Source organism: Paenibacillus montaniterrae, assembly GCF_018403185.1.
GTDB lineage: Bacteria > Bacillota > Bacilli > Paenibacillales > Paenibacillaceae > Pristimantibacillus > Pristimantibacillus montaniterrae.
This window is the reverse complement of record NZ_BOSE01000002.1, coordinates 240,291-265,044: the sequence shown is the minus strand read 5'-3', so window position 1 is coordinate 265,044 and position 24,754 is coordinate 240,291. Positions and strand designations below refer to the sequence as shown.

Here is a 24,754-nt window from a genome sequence, read left to right as displayed (position 1 = left end):
GCTTCCTTTTTATTGTTCAGTAAAGGGAGGGAGCATTTGTTGGTTAGCCAGCTTGACGAGCACGCACCTTATCCTGCTTATCCTGTTTGTCTTGCTTGTCATCGCCATTTTTAGCAGCCTTGCTTAACTCTGATTTGCTTGGAGTCATCATTTTGCACTGTCCGTTGAAGCCTCCGCCTTCCTGTACAATAATGCTTTGTACAACCGCGTTGCCATGCAGCTGTCCGGATGGAGTAATGATGAGTCTGCCACTTACCGTTACGTCGCCGTGCACCTGCCCGGCAATGGTAAGCGTCGTTGCTTGCAGCTCAGCCTTGACGATCCCGAACTCGCCAACGACGATTTCTCCCTTGGTGGCGATTTCGCCATGGAATTCGCCTTCGATTCGCAAATTGGCTTCTGTTACGACACTGCCTTCCACCATTGTTCCTTGACCAATCAATGTATCCGTTGCAATAAGTCGCTTTGCTTCTTTAAACATGCTGTTGATCCTCCTTTATCGTTTTCTGATTGCGCAAAAACGGCAAGGGCGAGACGGCCTGATCATGCTGCATAATTTGAAAATGAAGATGAGGGCCTGTGCTTCGTCCGCTGCTGCCCATCGTGCCAAGCTTTTCGCCGCGCACGACCTCATCGCCTGCTGCTGCTTCAATCGTCTGCAGATGCATATAAATAGTTCGCAAATGATGCAGATGCTCAACGACAACATAATTTCCATACTGCGCATCAAAGCCGCTTTCGACCACGACACCATCCGCCGCGCTAAATATTCCATCGCCAGCTTTGCCGGCTATGTCAATCCCGGCATGAAAGGTGATGCTCCCGGTGAAAGGGTCCGAGCGATAGCCAAAGCCGGATGTAATATGTACCTCTTCAGTTGGCCAGAAATTAGGATAGCTGTCGATTTGCTCGCGTACATATTGCGCTCTCGCGAGTGTATGCTCCATTGCTGCTTTTAAATCCTCGAGCGACTGAGTCATATGAGAAATTGGAGCATCATGCACGTAGGCCATCGTGGCAATTTTCTCATACTGGCTTTTTTGCGATTCGCTTTTCGCTTCAGCTGCTGCATGTGGATGATCGTCTGAAGGCTGATCAATACTTCTATCCAAATGTAAAGGGATCTCTTCTCCATAGGTTTGAATAAATTGCTGAAGCTGAGCTTCAAGCTCCTTAAGCTCTTGCAGTTTGCCGGAGACAGCGCTTTGCTGCTGCTGCAGGGCAGTCAGCTGCGCAGCTAAACTGGTGATGGTCTCCTCCTTCTCCTGAACTTCATCACTATGCTCATGAATCATAGTGCTGTATTGAAGCTGCAAGGCTTCCTGTTCCAGTTGAATACGTTGAAGCTCCGAATGAGCCTTAAGCTGCAGCCCGACAACGACGCTGCTAAATATCGTCATCAGAGCCACTGGTGCGGCAATTACAGATCGCCTGGATACGTTAAATTGCTTCACGGACTGATCAGGTCCACGCATCAACAACAACGACCAATTTGAGCGCTGTTTATGCTTCACACACATACTCCTTCCGTCTTCAATCCTACCTATCAATAGAACGTTCTATCACTATGTATTCTGAAAAGCTATAAAACATGCCATAAAAATGAAAAAGTTGTCTAAAAATACGTGTTCAACTAGCTTGTCATTTACCGTTTTATGATCATCATGCATGAGCAGCAGACAGCAGGGAAGGCTATAGCTTGAGGCCAGATCGGCAGCTTGCAAGGCTGGCTAAGAGCTTGAAAAGAAAGGAGGGAATAGCTATGGCGGATCGCTATAAAAAGAATCCGGAGGCTCCTGATTTGTATGATGAAGGGCGTCAGCAATATGAGATGGATATTGATCGCATGATTAATGAGGGGCTAGGTGGCGGTCAAGTTACAGAGCATAACGGCTTAATTGAAGAAACAACAACAGACACGACAGGCGTGTCGGACGGCGTTGCAGACAGCCTGCAATAAGGCTGGCAGTCGTTTAAGCCAGAAAGCAAGTTTAAAGTGAGGTTTAAAGAATCTGGGTAACGTTAATGAGTACGTAGAAACCGATGGAAAATCTAACGAATATGCAGAACGTTAAGGGGCGGAAAACTGCTTTATTTACAGTGAATACCGCCCATTAAGACTTGTGCATTCATTAGAAAAATAAAGGCTTCATTGGTTACACATAACGTTATCCAGCTTCGTTAGCTAATAAAGACTTGATCAAACATAATCTTATCCGCCATAGGCATCCTTAAACGCGTCGGCGAAGCGTTGGCGGTCCACCTCCAAAATAGCGACCAGCTCATCGCATACATGGGCCTCCCACCATTCCAATTGCTTTTGGCGATTGCTTCGATTTTCATGAATCCACACAAGATTCGCTGCTACCTTCTGAAAATAGAGCTTTTCAGCCGCTTTCACTTTATCCTCAGGTATCCAAACCTTCATACGTTTAATCGCACGGTATAGCTCTGACTGGCATGTTCTGCGTATGTTTCGGGCTTTCGGAAGCTCTGGCTGTTGGTTTTTCGCTTGGTGCTTCATTTGCAATCAGCTCCTTTCCGTTTTATGTATATGCATTGCGCTCTAGGCTGGTCACTATCGACTGCGATGTAACCCAACGATTGCTTCAGCTTTTCTTCACTGCAAGTTGCAGGTAGAATTGGAAGGGAGATTATACATATGGTAGAATAAATGATGGTGTGAACAGCATTTTTGCAGAGCAAGTTCTTTATTGAAACTCGATGGGGGTAATGTATGGAGAATTGGATTATTGAAATGATGGAGCAGTTTGGTTATCTGGGGATTTTACTATTAATTGCGATTGAAAATTTATTTCCTCCGATACCGTCCGAAGTAATTTTAACGTTTGGCGGTTTTATGACGACCCGCACCGATTTAACCCCATTGGGTGTAATTGTAGTTGCAACGCTTGGCTCGGTAATAGGCGCAATTATTTTGTATTATATTGGTCGTATACTTGATGTAGAGCGTCTCGAAAAGATTGTAGATCGTTGGGGCAAGGTTTTGCGAGTGAAAAAAGAGGATTTGCATCGTGCCGATGCCTGGTTTGACAAGCACGGCAACAAAGCGGTGTTTTTCTGCCGCATGGTTCCTTTAATTCGCAGCTTGATTTCGGTTCCTGCCGGGATGTCGGGCATGAAGCTTACTCCATTTTTAATTTATACAACGCTGGGCACAATTATTTGGAATACGATTCTCGTTATGCTGGGCACCACACTTGGAGACCGCTGGGAGGATATTGTCGCTTTTATGGATGTGTACTCCAACATTGCCTATGCGATTATCGCCATCATTATCGTTATTGTACTAATTTTATATTTACGCAGATTTCGCAAAAAATAAATTACAAATGAAAGAGGGTTACATAAATGAGTAAAAATGTAGCAAGCAAGCTTGGAAAAGGAATTACACCTGAGCAATTTATTGCAGGCATGACCAAAAATAAGGAGCAGTTTATTGCCTATAAGGAGCAGTTTCAATGGCCATCCGAGGATGATCAGCAGTTTTTTGAATCGCTGAACAATCGCGATGATTTGCGTTGCTTGATTTTAATGGCTGACTGGTGCGGCGACGCTGTACGCAACATTCCGGTTGTGTTCAATGCGTTGGAAAATAGCGGCATTCCGATTGATGTGCTCATTATGGAAGAGCATACGGATACGATGGATCAATTTCTTACCTTTGGCGGACGCTCCATTCCGATTGTAATTATCGCCGATACAGGAGGAGCCGTGCTAGGTCAATGGGGACCTCGTCCGAAGCATGTGCAAGCACCGATGGCTGCATTTAAAGCGACCAATCCGGATCCGCAAGCACCCGATTATGCAGAGCGCATGGCAGAAGTGCGTGCTGAAATATTGCGCCAGTACGGTGAAGGTACGGACTATCAGCAATATGTAGTTGCCGAGCTGCGCGAAATATTGGAGAGTGTTTAAGATGAGCAGCTTTAAAATTAAAAGCTTTGTGCTTGGTCCGCTGCAAACGAACTGCTACCTGTTAACCGTTGAGGATGAAGCTGCTGAACAAACAAGCGGCATCATTATTGATCCGGGCATGAATCCAAAGGCTTTGCTGGACAGCATTGGAGGAATCAAGATCGAAGCGATATTGCTGACACATGCCCATTTCGATCATATGGGCGGAGTCGATCAAGTGCGCAAGGCAGCAGACTGTCCTGTTTATGTGCATGATCTGGAGGCAGATTGGCTGACCGATTCGCGCAAAAACGGCTCGATGCGCTGGCAGGATGTAACCGAGCCGCTTGCGACTGATCCGGCAGAGTATGCCTTGGAGGAAGGAATGGAGCTTAAGCTGATCGGACACAGCTTTAAGGTGCTGCATACGCCTGGCCATTCACCCGGCAGCGTAAGCTATGTATGCGGGCAGCATATTTTCTCTGGCGATGTATTGTTCCGTGCTTCTATCGGGCGTACAGATCTTCCAGGCGGACGTGAGGCTGACTTGTACGATTCAATCCAGAACAAGCTGTACAAGCTCGCTGATGAAGCGATTGTCTACCCAGGTCATGGACCAAGAACGACAATTGGATTTGAAAAAGCAAACAACCCTTACGTTAGAGTTAAATAGACGCGATTTGAAGCATTCCTGCTGCTTGGCATGGGATGCTTCAGTTGCCTAAAGGCTGATCATTTACAGAGAATGCTTTGAACACGTACCTATACCGATATGCCGAGGAGGGAGCTACAATGGCACTAAATATGATTGAAGAAATTGCCAAGCAGCTTGCGCTGCCAGCCAAAAAGGTGCAGGCTGCAGTTGATTTGCTGGATGAAGGCAATACAATCCCGTTCATCGCCCGTTACCGCAAGGAGATGACAGGTGAGCTGGACGAGGTTCAACTGCGTTCTATCGAAGAAAAATTGCAATATATGCGTAATTTGCAGGCTCGCAAGGAGGAAGTGCTGCGCTTGATCGAGGAGCAAGGCAAGCTGACGGATGAGCTTGCCGCTGCTATTAAGCAAAGTGTGAAGCTGCAGGAGGTTGAGGATTTATATCGTCCTTATCGGCAAAAGCGCAAAACAAGAGCGAGCGTCGCCAAGGAAAAAGGGCTGGAGCCTCTGGCGCAATGGCTGCTTGAGCAAAAAGGGAACGATCCGTACGCTGAAGCGGCTCGTTATGTGGACGAAGAAAAAGGTGTAGCTAATGCAGAAGAGGCGCTTGCCGGAGCTAAGGATATTATCGCAGAGCAGCTTGCTGATGATGCGAAAATTCGCACATGGATTCGCAGCTTTACCTTTAGTCAAGGCGTGCTGCGTACAACTGCCAAGGATGCCGAGGCTGAAAGTGTATACGAAATGTACTATGATTATCAGGAGCCAATCGCCAAGCTGCCACCGCATCGTATTCTCGCCATTAATCGTGGCGAGCGCGAGGAATTTTTGAAGGTTGGCTTTGAGCTGGATACGGCTCGAATAGAGCAATATATGAGGAAGGGACTTGTGCGGGCACATGCTCCAGCTCCGATTCAAGCGCTGCTTGATGAGGTGATTGCCGATGCTTACAAGCGATTGATCGCCCCGTCAATTGAACGTGAGGTGCGAGGCGAGCTGACAGACAAGGCTGAAGCGCATGCGATTACGATTTTCTCGGCCAATCTGCGCAATTTGCTGCTGCAGCCGCCTGTTCGTGGAAAAATTGTGCTTGGCATCGATCCGGCATTCCGTACGGGCTGCAAGCTCGCTGTAATCGATGATATCGGAAAAATGCTCGAGGTTGGGGTGTGCTATCCTACTGCGCCGCATCATAAAACGGAGGAAGCTGAAAAGCTGATTTGCAAGCTTATTGAAAAGTACAGCGTTGAGCTGATCGTAATCGGCAATGGCACAGCCTCGCGTGAAACAGAGCAATTTGTAGCTGATATGATCCAGCGCCGACCGCAGGCAAGCAAGGTGAAATATATTATAGTAAATGAAGCTGGAGCCAGCGTTTATTCTGCATCTCCGCTTGCAGCTGCCGAGTTTCCAGAGCTTGATGTAGCCGAGCGCAGCGCTGTGTCGATTGCGCGGCGACTGCAGGACCCGCTTGCCGAGCTGGTAAAGATTGAGCCCAAGGCAATAGGAGTTGGACAGTACCAGCATGATGTCGCCCAGAAGCGACTCGAGGAATCGCTGGGTGCTGTAGTAGAATCTGCCGTCAACCATGTCGGAGTAGATGTGAATACTGCCTCGTCCTCGCTGCTGTCATATGTTGCCGGCATCAACAGCACGATTGCCAAAAACATCGTCGCCTATCGCGAGCAAAACGGCCGCTTCTCCAAACGGAGCGAGCTGCAAAAGGTGCCGCGCCTGGGCGCGAAGTCGTACGAGCAATGTGTAGGCTTTTTGCGGATCGCGGATGGTGAGCAGGTACTCGACAATACACCTATTCATCCCGAGTCATACAAGGTCGTACAGGCGCTGCTGAAGGGGCTATCGTTGACGGAGCAGGCGGTTGGTACAGAAGCGCTCAACAATGCGTTAAAATCGTTGAATATTGAGGAAATGGCGCAGAAGCTGGATGTCGGCGTACCGACACTGAAGGATATCGTAGACAGCCTGCTACGCCCTGGACGCGACCCGCGCGAGGAGCTGCCGCCGCCGATATTCCATACTGGCGTGCTGCATATAGAGGATTTGACGAAGGGAATGGAGCTTAAAGGGACGGTGCGCAATGTAATCGACTTCGGTGCATTTGTCGATATCGGCTTGAAAAATGATGGCTTGGTTCATATTTCCCAGCTGAGCGACCGCTTCGTCAAGCATCCTATGGACGTTGTTTCAGTTGGCGATACAGTCACTGTATGGGTGCTCGATGTAGATTTGAAGCGAAATCGTGTAGGCTTGACCATGAAAAAACCACAATAAACATAGGGCGTGTCTGAAAACTCAGTTCTCAGACACGCCCTGGAAGAAGCCATGCTCAATCTAAGGCAAGGAGCTGGCTTCTTTTTGCATATTAATGAAGCGTATGATCATGCTCCAAATCTGCCCTTGTATGAATAGCCTGTGCACGATAAAAATACCAGCAATCATTAAGCAAGCGAACCTTGCGAGCATCTCCGCGCTGGAACGCCCTCATCAGCTGGTTTTTTAGCCAATGCGGCATAGCAATACCTCCCTTTAGTCCGTCAATGGTGTGGTATAGCATATGAGCCATAGGCGTCTATCGTGCATGTCTTGCATTCCTACAACGCAATACATCATCATCCAAGTCAGCGCTCCGGAGCAAAGCATCCTCAGCGCTCTGGAACAAAACATCCTTCAGTCGCTTTTTAAATCGTAATGCTCTTATTATAATTTTTAAGGTTGCATTACGATGTTAAAGGCGACCCACTGCCGTTTTACGGATTGCTTTGTTCCTCCGCTGTAGCTTTTTTGATTGCAGGACCAAGAAGGTTGGACGCTAGTAGAAAATGAGGAGCGCAGCGTAGGCAAAAGTGACGAGAGCACCGGAGCCTTCGGTAGCGTGACATATTCGCCGTCGACTACGCTCCAACGCAATACATCGTCATCAAAGTCCAGCCAATTGAACTACATCTTCAAATAAAAGTACAAAAAGCTCGGCTTTCAGGACCAAGAAGATGGCACGATACTAGAAAACGAGGAGCGCAGCGTAGAGCAGAGCTACGTGAGCACCGCAGTTTTCGGTAGCGTGACATGTTCGCCGTCGACTACGCTCCAACGCAATACATCGTCATCAAAGTCGTGCGTTTTGGACTACATCTCTTCTTCGTACCATTGCTCTAGCTGCGCCTGTAGCGCCCTAATTTCCGTCAAAAGGGAAATTAGCGGGTAGGATTTTTCTTTTATGCTTGCAAAATCAGCCTCAAGCTGATTAATGTAATCCAGGCCTGAAACAATATGTACAGAATCAGCGTGAACGTCAACTGCATCGCATTCAGCAACAGCAAGCGGCAGTACTGGAACTTCATCTGCGGTCAGCTTATCGATTTCTTTGCGAAGACGCAGGTTTAACGCGCTAAGCTGGTAAGCGTGAGAAGCGGGCATTTCCACAAATGTTAGTTTAGTTTCCTGCTGTAGCAGGACATAGCGCATAGTAGCCATAATGTATAAAAACTCTCCCCTCAAATTAAGCACTTCTACTTGACAGTTTAGCCTATTGTTCGCTTACAATTCAAGTAGATTTATGTTGCGTCTTTGTTATGCCTTATATGTGTTGAGACGCAAAATATGCGAGTAAAATTAGGTGACTATAATGAACAATGAAGAGCTGCAGCGATGGGTAGAGCGAATTTCGCTGCAATATTTTGGTAGACCATTTCTCCATAAAGCAAGCTTTAACGCTCGTTTGAAGGCAACAGGCGGCAGATATTTTACGAAATCGCATGATATTGAAATTAGTCCGCATCAACTGGAAGCTTTCGGCGTGGAGGAGACGGAGAAAATTATTAAGCATGAGCTATGCCATTATCATTTGCATTTGTTGAACCGTGGCTATCGACATCGGGATCATGATTTTAAACAGCTGTTGGCGCATGTTGGCGGTTCACGCTATTGCAAGTCGCTTCCCGAACGAAGCGAGCGAAGCGGAAATCCATATCGTTATGTATTGCACTGCTTGTCATGCAAGCATCAATATTTTCGCAAACGCAAAATGGATGTGCAAAAATATCGTTGTGGAAAATGCAATGGAAAATTAATGCTTGTCCCCCTTGACAAAGAACCTCGATAATGATAGATTATTAATTGTCCGCTTTATCTTTATTGTTCCCTGATAGCTCAGTCGGTAGAGCACTCGACTGTTAATCGAGTTGTCACAGGTTCGAGTCCTGTTCGGGGAGCCAGTACGGAGAAGTACCCAAGTGGCTCAAGGGGACCCTCTGCTAAGGGGTTAGACTGCGTAAGTGGTGCGTGGGTTCGAATCCCACCTTCTCCGCCATCGTTTTTCTTCAGGAAAGATGCTGATAATGGACCGAATATCGGTCTTTTTTATTTGCTTATTTCTCTCAAAAAAATCGTTGCAATGAGTTTTTAGATGTGTTAATATACATCTTGTCGCTTCTCAGAAACAAGTCTATGCGGCCCGTTGGTCAAGGGGTTAAGACACCTCCCTTTCACGGAGGTAACAGGGGTTCGAATCCCCTACGGGTCACCACTATTCTTATGAGAGCTGCTCACATGAGTAACGAAAATCATGCGAGCCATTAGCTCAGTTGGTAGAGCACCTGACTTTTAATCAGGGTGTCGAAGGTTCGAGTCCTTCATGGCTCACCAGTTTTCTTCTTTGCAAGTTGCTGGATGATAGTTTTTTCATATGCGGTAGTGGCGGAATGGCAGACGCGCCATCTTGAGGGGGTGGTGGGTGTATACCCGTGGAGGTTCGAGTCCTCTCTACCGCACCATACATAATAATCTCCAGAGTCCTTATTTACTAAGGGCTTCTTTATATCTTTAAATATAATTCCTGTTCTAACATAACCGCATAATGACCACATTGTGTGACCACATATCCCTGCTAGAAGCCTTAACCTTTCTGTGTAACAGGTTTTCTTGCTACTTTACCATAGTTTCGTAAACAGGAACAAACAAAAAAAGACTTCGACGCATCTTACGACGCATCGAAGTCTTTTTTAGCATGTTACCCTTCTTTTTTCTCGTCCGTCCGGTTGTACAGGAAGAACGATACAAGAATTCCGACACCGCCCAAAACCGTAAACATAATCGATTTGGATAGAAGATTAAGGAAGGTAATGTCGATAAAGATAACCTTGATCACAATGACGAGCAGCAAAATAATGCCTGTCAGCCTTGCTTTTTTCAGCTTGCGAGCCGCACCGACAATAATGGCAGCAATCGCATATAGCAGCCATGACAAGGATACTAAATAAGCCGTTGAGACGGTGTTGCCGATAACGTCGCCTAACAAATTGGCGAGGATCGTCATAAAGATGAAAATGAGTGCTGCTTCCGTCCACAGAATCCCTGCAAGCAGATTTGGCTGGGCCTTTTCACCTGTAAAGGTATGGCGGCATTCGCGATAAACGACAGGAATGCTGATCAGCATAATGATCCAGCTAAGCACCTCGTAGGAGGCAAACTTGCTCGGTACATCAAATATAATGCTGATTGCCCCTAAAAAAGCGAGGCAGGCGCCAAACCAGCGCAAAACAGGATGCTCGTCTCGCAGTCCATAAAGGACAAGTGATGTGCCGAGCAGGAATAATACAAGACCAATAAAGGAAGCGCCAATCAGCTCTATGAAAAAGAAAAGCAAAGCTATGCATGTAATAATCGCACTAATTTCAGTGCGCAGCATAAGTGAGCGTTTGACATCCTGAGCAACTTCCTCTTGTGATAAGGTGCGTTCAAAATAGAGCAGCGCTATCGCATAGGCAACTGCGATAATGAGCGTAACAGCCAAGTAGATCATACTGGTTCCGCCAGGATTGTTATAGTAGTAAGCTGACCAGCTAATGATCGCGGTGATGCCGATAAACTGCGCTACGACATGCTCTGTATAGACAAGCTTGCGTCTCATATATTGCACGAACACGACCAGATGCTGAACGATAAGTGCTGCCAGTAAATATTTATAGCTGAAATATTCCTGTAAGCCATTCGTAATGAGTAGCGAAACATGCAGCAGCATATAGGCAAAGCCATAAGCATAGCGATAATTAAGCTTTGCTGCAAGCAGCATCATGCTGATCGAAAAGACAAGCTGTATAATAATAAATGAAATCGTATGAATACTGTTAAAATCAATTAAAAACATACATAAATAGCCCGAGATGACGGCGATTGTAACGAGCAATTGCGAGCGCCAGCGTACCGCTGAAAAGATAATAAGACCAAATGCAGCTGCATAAAGCAGCGCTGCCCAAATGACGCCAATCAATTCATATGCCAAATGCGCAACAGATACCGTAATAATAAAGGTGCCGTGTGCCCCACCTAGCAATACCTTGCCCCAAATTGGCCGTTTATGCCGCTGCTGCACCAGCCCGACGATATACATGCAAGCGGCAAGGAAAACTCCCAGCAAGCAGCGTACAGGCTCAGTAATTAAGCCATAGGCGACGCCTGCAATAAACAGCAGCAAAATACCGACAAGCAATATGATAATGAAGACAATTGGCAATATATATTTGACAAGAATGCTTTCCATGCTGCTCGCATCCTTAGCTTGAAGTGCTCCTGCAGCAAGCTGCTGTGGCGGCACCTGAAAAGGCGGAACATTTCGATTGTCCCATTGATTTTGCTGCAGCGGTTGCTGAAAAGGCGGGACGTTTCGATTATCCCATTGGCTCTGCTGATGCTGCGCTTGGTTAGCAGGGAAAGCATGAGACTGCGCCTGATTTGCCGTGTAGGCTGACTGCTGTGTCGGAAGCGGAGCAGGTGCAGATACAGGCTGCTGAGCTGGCATTCCCGTATAGCTGCCCTGATTAGGGCGATTGGTCTGCTGATTGCTGGCTGGACCATGAGGCGGAGCATACGCATTAGCATTTGATTGAGGCGGTCGCTGCTGCTCTGCCTGACCATGCTGTCGCCTTGTTTGCTCCGGCTGCTGAGCGGTATGCTTCAATTGTTTGAGCTCATGCTCAACGCTTGCCAGCCTTTGCTCAAGCTCCATCATTTTTTTGTTCCAGTCGATGTTGATCTCCTCCTTATTAAACAAACAAAAACAAGCCTATAGGTTTTTGGAACGATTTATTAATTGATAGTTACATGATATACTGATTTGGGTTAATTTAGTAGCTCCATCATACAATTAAAGAAGGGAAGCACATTATTAATGAAAAAATGGTTGTCAATTTTGCTTGTTTTTGCACTGCTAATGCCAGCTGGAGTACTGTCCGCAGCGGCAAATGATCCAATCAAAGTATTTGTCGACGGCAAACAATTAAAGTTTGATGTCGATCCTATTATGGCAAACAACACTACACTTGTGCAATACACTACTGTATTTAAGGCTCTCGGCATGGACTATTCCTGGGATCAAAAATCAAAAACAGTAACTGGCTATAATGATTATGTATTAATGAATTTGACGATTGGCAGCAGAGTATCTACTGTTAACAACAAAAAGGTTGAGCTGACAGTGCCTGCTCGTACTTTAAATGGCAGAACGCTGGTACCGCTAAGATTTATTAGTGAAGCAACGGGAGCGAAAGTGGTATGGGACGGTAAAAAACGTACGGTTACGATTACGTCTGCTCCTGAGCGAAATGAGCTGCCGCTTGTGATGAGAGAAACCAAATGGAACGATACAGCGGCTACTGTTTCAACCCTTGAGACTGCTACGCTGTATTCCAAATCTGAGGATTACTTGGCGTATGAAGCCGTTGATCTTGGAGGCTATGCAACGTTTCCAACCTACTATTTCGATAATGATAAGCTGTTCATGATCGAATATGATGTGGCTGTTGAGGCAGAAAGCAATTATGATTACTTAGTCGCAATTGGCACGCTTTATAACGCCGTGGAAGAGCTGTTTGGCGAACCATTCCATGACGAGCTTTATTTCTATGACGCTAAAGATTACCATGAGGACGTTAATCGCTTTGCTGACAGCATCGCCGCTGGGAAAGCCGAATTGACAACGGCATGGCAGGTTGGCTACACTGAAATTTCCATTACAGCTTTCAGCGATGATGAAGGCGGTATTGTAGTGCTGTTAACATTGTTCAATACAAAAGAATAGTCGTTCATTTTTTAATAGGCAGCTTTCCATATAAACAATATGGGTAGGCTGCCTGTTTGTCGTTTTATTTCAAAAAAAGTTCAGATAATTGCAGTATACTCCTTATAAAAAACAATAAGGGGTAGTTCACGTGCTGCATGGCATAATTGAAAGAATTGTTGCGGATATTTGGTGGTATTTATTAGTTCTATGCGGAATAGCTGTTTTAGTCTTTTTTATTGTGCGCGATATGAGACAGCATATGAAAGCAATTCGCGCAAAGCGCAGCCCGCTTGAGAGTGCTTCCCCTCCAGTTAAAATACAGGGAGAAAGTGAAGATGCGGTGCTGCTGCTAACAGCAGATATGAAGCTAATAGGGGCAAATGGCTCCTTTCATTTATTGACTGGCCTTCAGGAATTCAAGCCTTATGAAACGTCAATCGAAAGCCTCGGTATTTTGTTTCCTGAGCAAACGCGTTTAGTGTCGATTAAGCGACTTCACCGCTTGCTTAATCAAGGGGAAGGCGTTATTGAAACTGCAATCCAGCAGTTCAATGGGACAACAAAGCAAGTTCGGTGGCAGTTGTTTCCCATTCGTGAAGGACAGGAAACAGTAGTGTATTACTTAACGTTAAAGCAAAAAGAGGATGAAGACTATCAGGTTGATTTGCATGGCTTGCAAAATGAGCTGCAGGCAGGAGCGACTACACAGGGGCAGCTGGCACTTTTTTTACTATCCGTTGAAGGGCTGCAAACGCTGCTTGATGATATGAGACTTTCTGGTGCGTCGATCATGGAGCAAATAAAATGGGAGCTGGAAATGCTGGACAGAGCGACTCTTGTTTACTGCTCTCCTTTCGATAAAGAACGATTAATCGTTGTGCTTGCAGGTGATTCAGTAAGAGAGCACGTAGATGTATGGGCGCAGTCGATGATTGAAGCGGTCCATCATACGATCTATCACTGCTCCCCATTCCACTATGTTTGCGTTACAATCGGCATAGCGTTAAGTCCGCCTTATGAGCATAATGCCGAAGGCTTGCTGCAGCATGCTGAGCATGCGATGAATATGATCAAGCATCGCGGAAAAAACGGCTATTATATATATTCTTCTGTAGTTTCCTAAGCAATAAAACCGCTCAATCACGATTTGCAGCCTCGAGATTTGCCCCGTTTATCTCCTCTACCTTAAAATCAGATTAAAAATTTGTGACCATTTGTTGACGATCACGTATTACTTATCAGATAACTAAGGAGAGGAGAGCTGAATTTGAACACACAACAATTTTCCCCAGAACCGGGTGCTCCAAAACCGAATAAGCCAGAAATAAATATGAAGTCTGTTCGCAAGTTTATTATCGGAGCCATTGTCGTAATTGCACTGATTTACATTGCTTCAACATCCTTTTATACAGTGGAAGAGCGGGAAAGAGCAGTAGTGTACACATTTGGGAAAATTACGCATGAGGAGGGCTCAGGGCTGCACTTCAAGCTTCCGCATCCAATTCAAAAGGTTGAAATTGTGCCGGCGGAATTAACGCAAACGATTACGATCGGTTACCGTGAAAGCTCCGGCGGAGATCAGGTTGTAGAGGAAGAAGCGATGATGATAACAGGCGACGAGAACATTGTCGCAGCCGATGCTGTTATTACATGGAAAATTAATAATATCAAAAATTATTTAACGAATATTGAAAATCCGGAAACATTTCTGCGCAACTCTGCCATTGCTTCGATCCGCTCTGTAATCGGAGCGCAAAAGCTTGATTACGTCATTACTGATGGTAAAACCGAAATACAAGAGCAGGCTCGCATTCAGCTAGTTGAGCTAATGGATCATTATGATACGGGAATTCAAATTATTGACTTGAAGTTCCAGGATATTGAGCCGCCAGACGGTGAAGTATCGGAAGCTTTCCGTGCGGTTACCAATGCGCGTGAGCAAAAAAATACAAAGATTAATAATGCAATGAAGTACGAAAATGATCGAATTCCGAAAGCGCGCGGTGAGGCTCAAGCATTGATTGAGCAGGCTGAAGCTGAAAAGGCATCACGTATTTTGAATGCGCAAGGTGATGTTGCCAAGTTCAATGCAATCTACGAGGAATATGCCAATAACAAGGAAATAACTGAAAGTCGATTAGTATTAGAAACGTTGGAGAAGATTCTTCCTAATGCGAAGATCTTTGTTACGAATTCCAATAGCGACACTGTCAATTACTTGCCGCTGAATGATCTGATGAATCGTTCTGGCTCATCGTCTTCTTCAAGCAAAGGGACAACAGGACAGTCAAGCACATCCACAAATTCTAATGAAGGTCAAGCAGCGACACAGTAATGCTTAAGCTTCTCTAGCACATTTCTGTGCAAAGCAAGCGGCATGAAACACATTAAACGTCGTAGGAGGAAACTATGAACGCAAAAAAATGGTACGGTTTAGCAGCGATAGCTATATTACTTGTCATTCTCGCCTCAAGTTCATTATTTGTTGTTAAGGAAGGCGAATATAAAATTATTTTGCGCTTTGGCGAAGCGATGGAAGCGAAGCGTGAGCCTGGCTTGTATGTTAAGCTTCCATTTATCGACAACGTTGCAACATTGCCTAAATATCAGATGACTTATGAAAATGTGCCGACTCAAATTATGACCAAGGATAAAAAGATTATCTTTGTTGACAATTACACGGTGTGGCGCATTGAAAATCCAGAGAAGTTTATTAAAACGAATCATACCGTAACTGCAGGTACACGCCGGATCGATGAAGCAGTATATAACGCAGTACGTCGTAAGCTGTCCGAAGTAAACTATGATGAAATTATTAGCGAGAATACAGCGCGCGGCGATTTGAACGAAGAAATAACTGCAGATGTTGCGAAAGCGCTGGAGCGGGATGATTACGGCATTAAAATTGTTGATGTACGAATCAAACGCACTGACTTGCCAGAAAGCAACAAGGAAAGCGTCTATAATCGCATGATTTCAGACCGCGAGTCGATTGCAGCACGTTACTTGTCCGAGGGTGATGAGGAATCGCGCAAAATTACTTCCAAGGCCGATCGTACAGCGCTTGAGCTGATTGCGCAAGCAGAGGCAGACGCCAAGAAAATAGTAGCCGAGGGCGAGCAGGAAGCGGCGCGAATTTACAATGAAGCGTATGGTAAAGACCCGCAATTTTATAATTTCTATCGCACGCTTGAAAGCTATGTTGTAACGATGAGCAACGAGCCTGTCATTATGATTCCAATTGAATCGCCTTATGCGAAAATTTTGCTTGGTGAATAGCTGAATTAATGAAATACTGATTGTTAACCAAACAGACCTCCAGCACCACGGTGCAGAGGTCTGTTTTTCGTCTACCAAAAATTTATCCTCTATACAAACAGCAGTAGATATAGTATGTTACTTCTCGGACAGTATGCAAATGTTACATCAAGTAAAAGAAGGTAACGATACGATGGCGCACAGTAATAAACCACATCATCATTATGCTTTAGGCATGCATATGCCTCCGCGTGTATGGTGGAATGTTAGAGTTGACTTTATTGCAACTTTATTTTTCAGCTTGTTTAACGTAGTCATGAATCAGTTTTACATTGTGTTTGCGATTCAGCAAGGAGCATCCAATTTGCAGGTAGGGATATTGTCCGCAGCACCAGCGATTGGACTTGTATTTTCTCCGTTATGGGCGTCATGGATTGAAAAAAGCGATAATCCCAAACCATTTACGATTTTCCCGAATATGGTTGGGCGCTTGCTGCTGCTTTTGCCAGCGATATTTCCAGACCCTAATGTGTATGTGGTTACTGCTGTCGTATTTCAGCTGCTGATGGGCATTCAGGCGCCTGCTTATGCAGCTTTGGTATCACGCATATACCCGTCTAACCTGCGCGGTCGCTTAATGGGCTACGTCCGTGTCGGCATGGGCGTGCTGATGATTCCGCTTGCTTATTTGGTAGGAAGCTGGACGGATGTAATGGGGCCTCGCGGTCCGCTTATTGCAGCTGCAATTGCAGGTTTTATTTCGGTTAGCATATTCAATTCGATTAAAGTGTCGAAGCAAGGCTCCAATCGCAATGCTGCGATCAGAGAAGTCGCCAAGGTAGGGCGCAAGCAGCAGTTCCTTGAACAGCTGCAGCTTGTAAAAAACAATCGCTTGCTCGCCTTTTTCCTTATTGGCACAACGCTTTCGGGCTTCGGCAACATGGTGTCTGTACCGCTGTACCAGATCATTCAAGTCGATATATTAGCGCTTAGCAATGTCGAAATCGGCTATGCGCGCGTTGCTTACTATGTAGCGCTGCTGCTCACCTTTTGGCTGGGAGGCATAATGATTGACCGCTTTGATATTAAGTACACCTTAATGGCCGGAATAGGAGCTTACGCGATCGTACCGGCGCTGTACAGCCTATGGGGAACATATCCTGCTGTACTGCTTGGCAACGCGATGCAAGGCGTTGGCGAGGCGATTTGGGACATTGGCATTATGGCCTTTATATTTAAGATAGCACCGGGTCGTGAAGCAGTTGTATTTGGTATACATCTTATGGCCTTCGGCATTCGCGGCTCAATCGGTCCAATCCTCGGCACATCCTTAACAAGCTGGCTCAACATCGACGTAATACTGATCTGTGCCTCCCTATTTGCATGTCTCGGGACAATCATATTCATATGGGGAAACAGGCACGAGCCACAGAGCAGACCAACGTCATCCAATTAAAGCATTAAGTTTTTGAACAAAACATTCCAATAAAAGTTTAAAATACTCGGCTTTCAGGACCAAGAAGCATGGACGCTAGTAGAAAACGAGGAGCGCAGCGTAGACAGTCCTACGTGAGCACCTAAAATGTTTCCGCAGGAAACATACTTCGGAAGCATAATCCATCGCTAGGTTCAAGATTCGCCGTCGAATCCGCGACGAAGCAACGCAACGTCATCAAAGTCCAATTTTTAAACAACCTATACCAAAAGGAGCTTTGTTCGCCTGAGCTGTGGCGAACAAAGCTCCTCATATGTGGGGTCAAAAATTGCGAGATAATCGTAAGTATAGAGCAATTCACTTTAAGCCTAGTACAGCGAAATCGTCAGGCTGTGATGCTCAGTCAGCGCATGAAGCGTTGCTTCTGAGCCGACAATTTCAATACTGATCAAGGTAGCCAGGCACTGCTTAAGTGCTTGCTTGCCGGTTTCCCATTTGCGATTCAGGATTGCTTCCAGCTTGCGCATTGCTTTTTTATTTTGTTCACTCATATATACAGGAATTGCTTTATTTTGGAATACAAGTGTAGTTGTCATGTAATCACCCTCCAACACTACGTTAGTATGGCTATAGTGTAAACACCTAACCTTAAGATTACCTTAAAAAATATAAAACATTAAGCGAATATAAAATAAAAATTAGCTGAATTGCATGAAAATTTTCTCATTAAATGTTAAGGGCTGTCTGGGCGGGTTCTCAGACACGCCCTAGTCCGAACTTCCTTGCAGCATTCGTTTGCGAAATTCTGAAGGTGTGCAATTCATTTGCTGACGAAATACTTTAACAAAATAGCTCATATGATCAAAGCCGACATCAAGCGCGACTGAAGAAATTTTATGGCTTGGATCAAGCAAAAGCTCGCCCGCGCGCCGAATACGGTATGAATTTAAATATTCGATTGGTGTTTGACGAGTCATGCTTTTGAAAAAACGACAAAATTGTCCTTCACTCATCGGGATTTGCTGGGCGATTTGCGAAATTTTCAAAGGCTGATTGTAGTTGGACTGCATATAGCTGATCGCTTTCTTCAGCCGCAGCGCCTTTGTACTGTTTTGACTAGCCTTTGCACTCCTGTTAGCAGACTTGCCTTGCGTCATAATCGTATGAAGCATTGCAAGCAGCTGCTGCTTGGCAGCAAGCTCAAAGCCGAATTCCTGCTGATCGCAAATCGACAGCAGCTCTCTTAGCTGAAACAGTAATTGCTTTCCCCAGCGTGTCTCTCCTGTAATATGAGCAGGAAAGGTACGTGAACGATCAAGAAATGGTGCGATAAAAGTGGCTTGAATATGGTCAAAGCTGGAGCTGGACAGCAGCTGCTTGTCAAAAACGACCGCGCCATACATGCATGTCGCATCATGATAAGCATGTCCCGCGTGAATTTCACCGCTCTCAATAAATACGGCTTCTCCAGCCTTCACAGGAAAGTAATCGGTGTTCAGCTGGAACAGCACTTCCCCTTCGATTACATAAAAAAACTCAACCTCATCATGCCAATGACATTCAAGTGCAGGCGCTCCTGCTATATTTTGATCGATCCAATAGGATGCGAGTGGAAACGAGTGACTGCCATGCTGGCGGTTTTCTTTCAGACTAGTTTTAATTGTTAGATCCATAACTGGCTTCATCCTTTACAAACATCAAAATCGTGCTATATTCAAGCATTATTTTGTTAGATTAAATAAAAAAAGCTCACTATAATGCAAGTATAACACATTTTATACTGTCCAAATTAATAATGAACATAGAAAGGTTGTGCGAAAACGATGAAATTCCAAAACGGAAACTGGCTAATCCATGAGCAATTCAATGTTCAAGGAGCTGTTCAGGCACATGATTTTATCGCGAAAGATGGCGTTTTGACAGCGTATGCAGCACCACGACCAATTTTGACTCGTGCCAATATGCTCGATACGATGCTTTTAACGATTCAGTTTCACTCTCCGCTTCCTGGTGTAATTGGCGTTAAAATTATCCACCATGCAGGCGTACAAGATGTTGGCCCTCACTTTGAGCTGGCTGCTTCTGCTGAAAGCCATGCTGTTATTGAAGAAACAGATCAATATGCCTCTTTGACTAGCGGCAATTTGACTGTTCGCATCGCCAAAGGTCCAGAATGGAAGGTAGATTTCCTGCGGGATGGCAAACGTCTGACAGGCAGCCAGCAAAAATCTATGGCTTATATTACAGAAGGCAAAGAGCGCGCCTATGTGCGCGAGGAGCTTGATCTTGGCGTAGGCGAATGGGTTTACGGCTTGGGCGAGCGCTTTACTGCTTTTGTGAAAAATGGCCAAACCGTGGATATTTGGAATCAAGACGGAGGTACAAGCTCCGAGCAAGCTTATAAAAACATACCGTTCTACTTGACGAATAAAGGCTACGGCGTATTTATTAATCAGCCAGAGCTTGTTTCGCTTGAGGTAGCTTCTGAGAAAGTGAAGAAGGTTCAATTTAGCGTAGTTGGCGAATCTCTTGAATATTTCATCATCGACGGTCCGGATCTAAAAGGCGTGCTTGACCGCTATACGCAGCTTACTGGCCGTCCAGCGCTGCCGCCAGCATGGACGTTTGGTCTATGGCTCAGCACCTCCTTTACAACAAATTATGATGAGCAAACGGTCAACTCCTTCGTAGATGGAATGGTTGAGCGCGATTTGCCGCTGCATGTATTCCACTTCGATTGCTTCTGGATGAAGGAATTCCATTGGACTGACTTCAAATGGGACGAATCTGTATTCCCTGATCCGGAAGGCATGCTTGCTCGTCTTAAGGAGCGCGGCTTAAGAATTTGCGTATGGATTAATCCGTACATTGCCCAGCGCTCTCGTTTGTTTGAGGAAGGCAAAGCCAACGGTTATCTTGTGAAAAAGCCAAACGGCGACGTATGGCAATGGGATTTGTGGCAGCCAGGCATGGCGCTGGTTGACTTTACGAATCCAGCAGCCTGCGAATGGTATGCGTCTTATTTGCGCGAGCTGGTTGATATGGGCGTTGACAGCTTCAAAACGGACTTCGGCGAGCGTATTCCAACAGACGTTGTATACTTTGATGGCTCTGATCCGTACAAAATGCATAACTACTACACCCAGCTATACAATAAATGCGTATTTGGCGTCCTGGAAGAAAAGCTTGGCAAAAATGAAGCTGCGGTATTCGCTCGTTCTGCTACAGCAGGCGGTCAGCAGTTCCCGGTTCACTGGGGCGGAGATTGCTACGCGGATTATGAGTCGATGGCAGAAAGCTTGCGCGGCGGGCTGTCACTAGGCTTGTCAGGCTTCGGCTTCTGGAGCCATGATATCGGCGGCTTTGAAAATACAGCACCTAGCCATGTGTTCAAGCGCTGGCTGCAGTTCGGTTTGCTATCCAGCCACAGCCGTCTGCACGGTTCAAAATCTTACCGAGTGCCTTGGGATTATGATCAAGAGGCAGTCGATGTAACACGCAAATTTACGAAGCTAAAAAGCAAGCTTATGCCATACCTGTACAATACTGCGGTTCAAGCGCATGAGCATGGCGTACCAGCGATGCGAGCAATGGTGCTTGAATTCCATGGCGATCCAGCGGTAGAGCAATTGGACCGTCAATATATGCTGGGAGACTCCTTGCTTGTTGCGCCAGTGTTCAGCGAGGAAGGCGAGGTTACGTACTACTTGCCAGCAGGAAAATGGAACAGCTTGCTAACAGGCGAAACTGTACAAGGCGGAACTTGGAGAACTGAAACGCATGACTTTATGAGTCTGCCGTTGTTCGTTCGCGAAAACACCATTCTGCCAATCGGCGCCAATGATCAGCGTCCTGACTATGACTTTGCTGATGGCGTACAGCTTCAGCTTCATAATTTGCAGGATGGCGCATCGGCACAAACGGTAGTGCGCAATGAAAAAGGCGAGGCAGCACTTACTGTTGAAGCTGCGCGCACTGGCAATACCATTGCAGTAACGCTAAAAGGAGCAAGCAAGCCGCTTTCGATTGCAGTTAAAGGCGAGGCATCTGCAGCAGCAGTAGCGGGCATTGACGCTCAAGTTCAAGACGGCGTTATTTCACTAGGCGCAGTTGGCGATGCAAGCTTTACCATCACTCTTGCGTAAGAGTTTGAAATAAACGTGTGAAGTAAGCGCGACCGGCTATTAAAGGTTTTAGCGGAGGAGTGCATTGCTCCGCAGCAATAAACAAGCACAAGCAAATGAGAGGGGTTTGCTCAGATTGTCAGCTTTCACTGACTTTTTGAGCAACTCCTTTTTTTACTTGGATGGTAAACAATGGTGCTAAGCTGGTATACTGAAAAAAAACAGACCGTAAATAGCAAGGAAGTGACTTCACAATTGTATTCTACATTAAAGGTGCTTGCATCAGCCAGCTTGGGCGTATTACTGTTCAGCCTTCTGCATTTGCCTATGCCTTGGCTGCTAGGCCCTATTTTTTCGGTCATGCTGTCGCAGCTCACTATTTCTACGTCATGGAGCTGGCCGAAACCATTTAGAAATATTGCGCTCATCATTTTAGGCGCCGCGATCGGCAGCTCCTTTACGCTTTCAGCATTTGCCAACATGGGGCATTATTTGCTCTATATGCTGCTGCTCAATGTTATTTTGCTATTATTTTGCATTCTACTTGCTCTTATCACGATGAAGCTGACCGGCATGGCATTTATGACCGCTTTGACTGCCAGTATTCCCGGCGGACTTTCACAATCGGTTGCCTTTGCTGAGGAACATAAAGGAATAGAGCTCGGTTCGGTTACTTATTTTCAAATTATTCGCGTGCTATCTATTGTCAGTATTGTACCGTTTATCGTTAGCGGCAAGCTTAATGTTGCTCCAGTTGAGATAGAAGCGACTCCTTTGTGGCTGCTTGCTGTTTATTTGCTGCTGGCCTATGGTGCTGCAGTTATTGGGGAGAAGCTGAAATTCCCGGTTGCCTATTTTTTAGCGCCAGTATTAGTAGGAATTGCTGTCAATGTCGCAGGCATTCAGCCGATTGCGGTGCCAGACAGCCTGCTGCATGCTGCCCAACTGGCAATCGGTGCTTACATTGGCCTTATGCTTAAGCCGGATATGATCAAGCTGCCGTGGAAGGTTGTCGTTACGGGGCTGACAAGCTCAATCATTTTACTAGCTTTCAGCTATTGCTGTGCGATGTTGCTTAGCCGCATGCTAGGACTTGATATCGTAACCAGTTTTTTAAGCACAGCGGCGGGCGGAATGGATCAGATGAGCCTTATTGCAGCTGCACTAAAGGTTGACGCGACAGTTGTTACGATATTTCAAATGTTCAGGCTGCTGTTTATTTATTTTGTTGTATTTCCGCTGCTGCAATGGTTGGCTGGCTTTTTTAGTAGAAAAGAAGAGTTAAATATACAGAGATGACAAAATCGCATAAGATTATGCTAATTCAAATAATATTTTTTCAACAATGTATGCGCTATACTTATATTCAGTTAAGCAAAATCAAACAAAATATAGGATGATATAAAGGAGCGCGGGTGCAATGAAAAGAATGGGCATTGGTCTGCAATTGTTTACGGTCCGAGATCAGCTTGCGGCTGATTTTGAAGGAACACTGCGTCATGTAGCAGGATTAGGCTATGAAGGTGTGGAATTTTTTCATTACGGCGATATTCCTGCAGCGCGCATGAAGGAGCTATTGGATGAGCTTGGCTTGAAAGCGATTGGCTGCCATATTCAGCTTAGCAGCTTGAAGGACAATTTGCAGGCTGAAATTGATTACTTGAAAACGATTGGCTCCAAGTATGCGGTTTGTCCATGGCTTCCGGAAGAGCTGCGCAGTGCTGAGGCCTGGCAGCAGCATTTGGTAGATTTGGCTGCAATCGGCAAAGCGTGCACAGAGCAAGGAATTGAACTGCTGTATCATAACCACGACTTTGAATTCTCAACTAAAATCGACGGACAAATGGTATTTGAGGCGATGTTCGAGCGCATTCCTGCTGAGAATTTGAAGGTAGAGATGGATATTGGCTGGGTTCAATTTTCAGGAATTGACCCTGTTGCCTATATTGCCAAATACGCTGGACGCCTGCCAATCGTACATCTTAAGGATTACCTTAAGGAAAGCCGCGATCCTGGCAAAACAATCGACACTGTTGAATTGGGAGAAGGCTCCCTGGCGCTTAATGACATCATTCAGGCAGCATCAGATGCAGATGTCGATTGGATCATTGTGGAGCAGGATTCCTGCACCAACCCGCCACTTGAAGCTGTTGAAACAAGCTTGAATTGGCTGAAGCAGAACTACTTGAATCAATTTTAATTCATGTTTAAGTTGAACTTATAATTAAAGGGAGAGATCATTTAATGTCTAAGCTAAGAGTTGCTGTAATTGGATGCGGATCAATCGCAAAGCATCGTCATATTCCAGAGTATGCAGAAAATTCGAATGTTGAGCTAGTTGCTTTTGTTGACCCTGTTATTGAGCGTGCTCAGCAGTATGCAAACGAGCACGGCGGTCAAGCGTTTGCCGACTATAAGGAAATGCTGGCTGCTGTAAAGCCGGATGCAGTAAGCGTTTGTACGCCAAACTACTTGCACGCTGAACAAACAATTGAATCAGCAAAAGCAGGCGCGCATGTTTTGGTTGAAAAGCCAATGGCTGTTACTGACGAAGAAGCAGCTGCCATGATCGAAGCAGCAAAAGCAAACAATGTAAAGCTGATGGTTGGCCACAACCAGCGCTTTATGCCTCCGCATCAAAAAGCGAAAGAAATTTTGCAAACGGGTGTAATGGGCAAAGTATTGACATTCCGCACCTCCTTTGGACATCCAGGCCCTGATGCTTGGAGCATTGACGGTGCTGACAGCTGGTTTTTCCGCAAGGAAGAAGCGATTATGGGCGCAATGGGCGATCTGGGCGTTCACAAATCAGATTTGATTCGCTGGCTGCTTGACGATGAGGTTTCCGAGGTTGCAGCATTTGTAGGCACACTCGACAAGAAAGATACAGAAAGCGACGACAACGCTTCATGCATCCTTCGCATGCAATCTGGCGCAATTGGTACGCTTGTAGCAAGCTGGACGTACTACAAGGGCGAGGATAACAGCACGGTGCTTTGGTGCGAAAACGGCGTAATGCGCATCGGTACTGATCCTGTAGATCAAGTTATTGTCGAGCTGCGCGATGGCACTATCAACAAGTACCAAACTGGCGAAATTTCCACTAATGAGAAGCAGCTTTCAAGCTTTGTCGTTGAAAAATTTGTAGACTCTATCATCAATGATACTGAGCCTGCCGTAACTGGCGAGGAAGGCAGAGCGTCCCTGAAGGTTATTCTTGACGCATTTGAATCACAAGCAACAGGCAAAGTTATTAAAGTTCAGTCGTAATTGAAATAAATAGCTTCG

At 45.7% G+C, this 24,754-nt stretch carries 23 protein-coding genes and 5 tRNA genes; 20 read left to right on the top strand and 8 right to left on the bottom strand.

Annotated elements, in window-relative coordinates; translation table 11 throughout:
• Positions 1-43: 43 nt before the first annotated feature.
• Complete coding sequence (locus tag KJS52_RS07060) at positions 44-481, bottom strand: bactofilin family protein (protein WP_213514042.1); 438 nt, start codon at positions 479-481, stop codon at positions 44-46.
• A complete protein-coding gene (locus KJS52_RS07055) occupies positions 474-1,514 on the bottom strand; it encodes a M23 family metallopeptidase (protein ID WP_213514041.1) in 1,041 nt (346 codons plus the stop codon). Before KJS52_RS07055 ends, KJS52_RS07060 begins: the two co-directional genes overlap by 8 nt.
• Positions 1,515-1,762: 248 nt before the next feature.
• Here KJS52_RS07055 and KJS52_RS07050 point away from each other — a divergent pair, with 248 nt between their 5' ends.
• The gene (locus KJS52_RS07050) at positions 1,763-1,960 is read left to right on the top strand and encodes a hypothetical protein (RefSeq protein ID WP_213514040.1); all 198 of its coding nucleotides are present in this window, start codon (positions 1,763-1,765) and stop codon (positions 1,958-1,960) included.
• Positions 1,961-2,212: 252 nt separating this feature from the next.
• Here KJS52_RS07050 and KJS52_RS07045 read toward each other — a convergent pair whose 3' ends face one another.
• A complete protein-coding gene (locus KJS52_RS07045; protein ID WP_213514039.1) occupies positions 2,213-2,524 on the bottom strand; it encodes a dehydrogenase in 312 nt (103 codons plus the stop codon).
• Between the two features lie 213 nt (positions 2,525-2,737).
• Here KJS52_RS07045 and KJS52_RS07040 point away from each other — a divergent pair, with 213 nt between their 5' ends.
• The 4 genes from KJS52_RS07040 to KJS52_RS07025 all read left to right on the top strand — a co-directional run bounded on the left by KJS52_RS07040 (position 2,738) and on the right by KJS52_RS07025 (position 6,867).
• On the top strand, positions 2,738-3,346 hold the full coding sequence (locus tag KJS52_RS07040; RefSeq protein ID WP_213514038.1) for a DedA family protein: 609 nt from the start codon (positions 2,738-2,740) through the stop codon (positions 3,344-3,346).
• Positions 3,347-3,372: 26 nt separating this feature from the next.
• Positions 3,373-3,939, top strand: a complete 567-nt coding sequence (locus KJS52_RS07035; RefSeq protein ID WP_213514037.1) for a thioredoxin family protein — start codon at positions 3,373-3,375, stop codon at positions 3,937-3,939.
• Position 3,940: 1 nt separating this feature from the next.
• Positions 3,941-4,591: an MBL fold metallo-hydrolase gene (locus KJS52_RS07030; RefSeq protein WP_213514036.1), complete on the top strand. Its 651-nt coding sequence runs from the start codon at positions 3,941-3,943 to the stop codon at positions 4,589-4,591.
• A 119-nt stretch (positions 4,592-4,710) separates the two neighbouring features.
• Entirely contained in the window at positions 4,711-6,867 is a 2,157-nt protein-coding gene (locus tag KJS52_RS07025) for a Tex family protein (protein WP_246563271.1), read from the top strand.
• A gap of 91 nt (positions 6,868-6,958) precedes the next feature.
• Here KJS52_RS07025 and cmpA read toward each other — a convergent pair whose 3' ends face one another.
• Positions 6,959-7,108 (bottom strand): cortex morphogenetic protein CmpA, encoded by a 150-nt coding sequence (cmpA, locus tag KJS52_RS07020; protein ID WP_213514441.1) that lies wholly within the window; start codon positions 7,106-7,108, stop codon positions 6,959-6,961.
• 611 nt (positions 7,109-7,719) lie between these two features.
• Positions 7,720-8,067: a hydrolase/acyltransferase gene (locus KJS52_RS07015; protein ID WP_213514035.1), complete on the bottom strand. Its 348-nt coding sequence runs from the start codon at positions 8,065-8,067 to the stop codon at positions 7,720-7,722.
• A gap of 151 nt (positions 8,068-8,218) precedes the next feature.
• Here KJS52_RS07015 and KJS52_RS07010 point away from each other — a divergent pair, with 151 nt between their 5' ends.
• The 6 genes from KJS52_RS07010 (at position 8,219) to KJS52_RS06985 (ending at position 9,365) form a co-directional block, all read left to right on the top strand.
• The gene (locus KJS52_RS07010; RefSeq protein WP_213514034.1) at positions 8,219-8,695 is read left to right on the top strand and encodes a SprT family protein; all 477 of its coding nucleotides are present in this window, start codon (positions 8,219-8,221) and stop codon (positions 8,693-8,695) included.
• A gap of 36 nt (positions 8,696-8,731) precedes the next feature.
• Positions 8,732-8,807: transfer RNA gene (locus KJS52_RS07005), tRNA-Asn, on the top strand.
• A 4-nt stretch (positions 8,808-8,811) separates the two neighbouring features.
• A tRNA-Ser gene (locus tag KJS52_RS07000) sits at positions 8,812-8,902 on the top strand.
• 141 nt (positions 8,903-9,043) lie between these two features.
• Positions 9,044-9,118 (top strand) — tRNA-Glu (locus KJS52_RS06995).
• Positions 9,119-9,161: 43 nt separating this feature from the next.
• Positions 9,162-9,237 (top strand) — tRNA-Lys (locus tag KJS52_RS06990).
• A 42-nt stretch (positions 9,238-9,279) separates the two neighbouring features.
• A tRNA-Leu gene (locus tag KJS52_RS06985) sits at positions 9,280-9,365 on the top strand.
• 236 nt (positions 9,366-9,601) lie between these two features.
• Here the strand turns inward: KJS52_RS06985 and KJS52_RS06980 are convergent.
• Positions 9,602-11,641, bottom strand: coding sequence for a DUF2339 domain-containing protein (locus KJS52_RS06980; protein ID WP_213514033.1), 2,040 nt, complete (start codon positions 11,639-11,641; stop codon positions 9,602-9,604).
• 117 nt (positions 11,642-11,758) lie between these two features.
• Between KJS52_RS06980 and KJS52_RS06975 the strand changes: the two genes are divergently transcribed.
• The 5 genes from KJS52_RS06975 to KJS52_RS06955 all read left to right on the top strand — a co-directional run bounded on the left by KJS52_RS06975 (position 11,759) and on the right by KJS52_RS06955 (position 17,363).
• Positions 11,759-12,667 carry a copper amine oxidase N-terminal domain-containing protein gene (locus KJS52_RS06975; protein ID WP_213514032.1) on the top strand — a complete coding sequence of 303 codons (909 nt, stop codon included), beginning with the start codon at positions 11,759-11,761 and terminating at the stop codon, positions 12,665-12,667.
• A 130-nt stretch (positions 12,668-12,797) separates the two neighbouring features.
• Positions 12,798-13,772: a diguanylate cyclase domain-containing protein gene (locus KJS52_RS06970; protein ID WP_213514031.1), complete on the top strand. Its 975-nt coding sequence runs from the start codon at positions 12,798-12,800 to the stop codon at positions 13,770-13,772.
• Positions 13,773-13,916: 144 nt separating this feature from the next.
• Positions 13,917-14,984 (top strand): FtsH protease activity modulator HflK, encoded by a 1,068-nt coding sequence (gene hflK, locus KJS52_RS06965; RefSeq protein WP_246563268.1) that lies wholly within the window; start codon positions 13,917-13,919, stop codon positions 14,982-14,984.
• A 74-nt stretch (positions 14,985-15,058) separates the two neighbouring features.
• Positions 15,059-15,928 (top strand): protease modulator HflC, encoded by an 870-nt coding sequence (hflC, locus tag KJS52_RS06960; RefSeq protein WP_213514030.1) that lies wholly within the window; start codon positions 15,059-15,061, stop codon positions 15,926-15,928.
• 139 nt (positions 15,929-16,067) lie between these two features.
• Positions 16,068-17,363 (top strand): MFS transporter, encoded by a 1,296-nt coding sequence (locus tag KJS52_RS06955; protein ID WP_246563266.1) that lies wholly within the window; start codon positions 16,068-16,070, stop codon positions 17,361-17,363.
• A 347-nt stretch (positions 17,364-17,710) separates the two neighbouring features.
• Here the strand turns inward: KJS52_RS06955 and KJS52_RS06950 are convergent, their stop codons facing one another.
• Both KJS52_RS06950 and KJS52_RS06945 read right to left on the bottom strand, forming a co-directional pair.
• A complete protein-coding gene (locus tag KJS52_RS06950; protein ID WP_213514029.1) occupies positions 17,711-17,938 on the bottom strand; it encodes a 3-dehydroquinate dehydratase in 228 nt (75 codons plus the stop codon).
• Positions 17,939-18,109: 171 nt separating this feature from the next.
• On the bottom strand, positions 18,110-19,015 hold the full coding sequence (locus KJS52_RS06945) for an AraC family transcriptional regulator (protein ID WP_213514028.1): 906 nt from the start codon (positions 19,013-19,015) through the stop codon (positions 18,110-18,112).
• A gap of 150 nt (positions 19,016-19,165) precedes the next feature.
• Here KJS52_RS06945 and yicI point away from each other — a divergent pair, with 150 nt between their 5' ends.
• From yicI to KJS52_RS06925, 4 genes are all read left to right on the top strand, one after another.
• Positions 19,166-21,487 carry an alpha-xylosidase gene (gene yicI, locus KJS52_RS06940; RefSeq protein ID WP_213514027.1) on the top strand — a complete coding sequence of 774 codons (2,322 nt, stop codon included), beginning with the start codon at positions 19,166-19,168 and terminating at the stop codon, positions 21,485-21,487.
• 171 nt (positions 21,488-21,658) lie between these two features.
• Positions 21,659-22,765, top strand: coding sequence for an AbrB family transcriptional regulator (locus KJS52_RS06935; protein ID WP_213514026.1), 1,107 nt, complete (start codon positions 21,659-21,661; stop codon positions 22,763-22,765).
• Positions 22,766-22,886: 121 nt separating this feature from the next.
• A complete protein-coding gene (locus KJS52_RS06930; RefSeq protein ID WP_213514025.1) occupies positions 22,887-23,666 on the top strand; it encodes a sugar phosphate isomerase/epimerase family protein in 780 nt (259 codons plus the stop codon).
• 44 nt (positions 23,667-23,710) lie between these two features.
• Entirely contained in the window at positions 23,711-24,736 is a 1,026-nt protein-coding gene (locus KJS52_RS06925) for a Gfo/Idh/MocA family protein (RefSeq protein WP_213514024.1), read from the top strand.
• Positions 24,737-24,754: the final 18 nt, after the last annotated feature.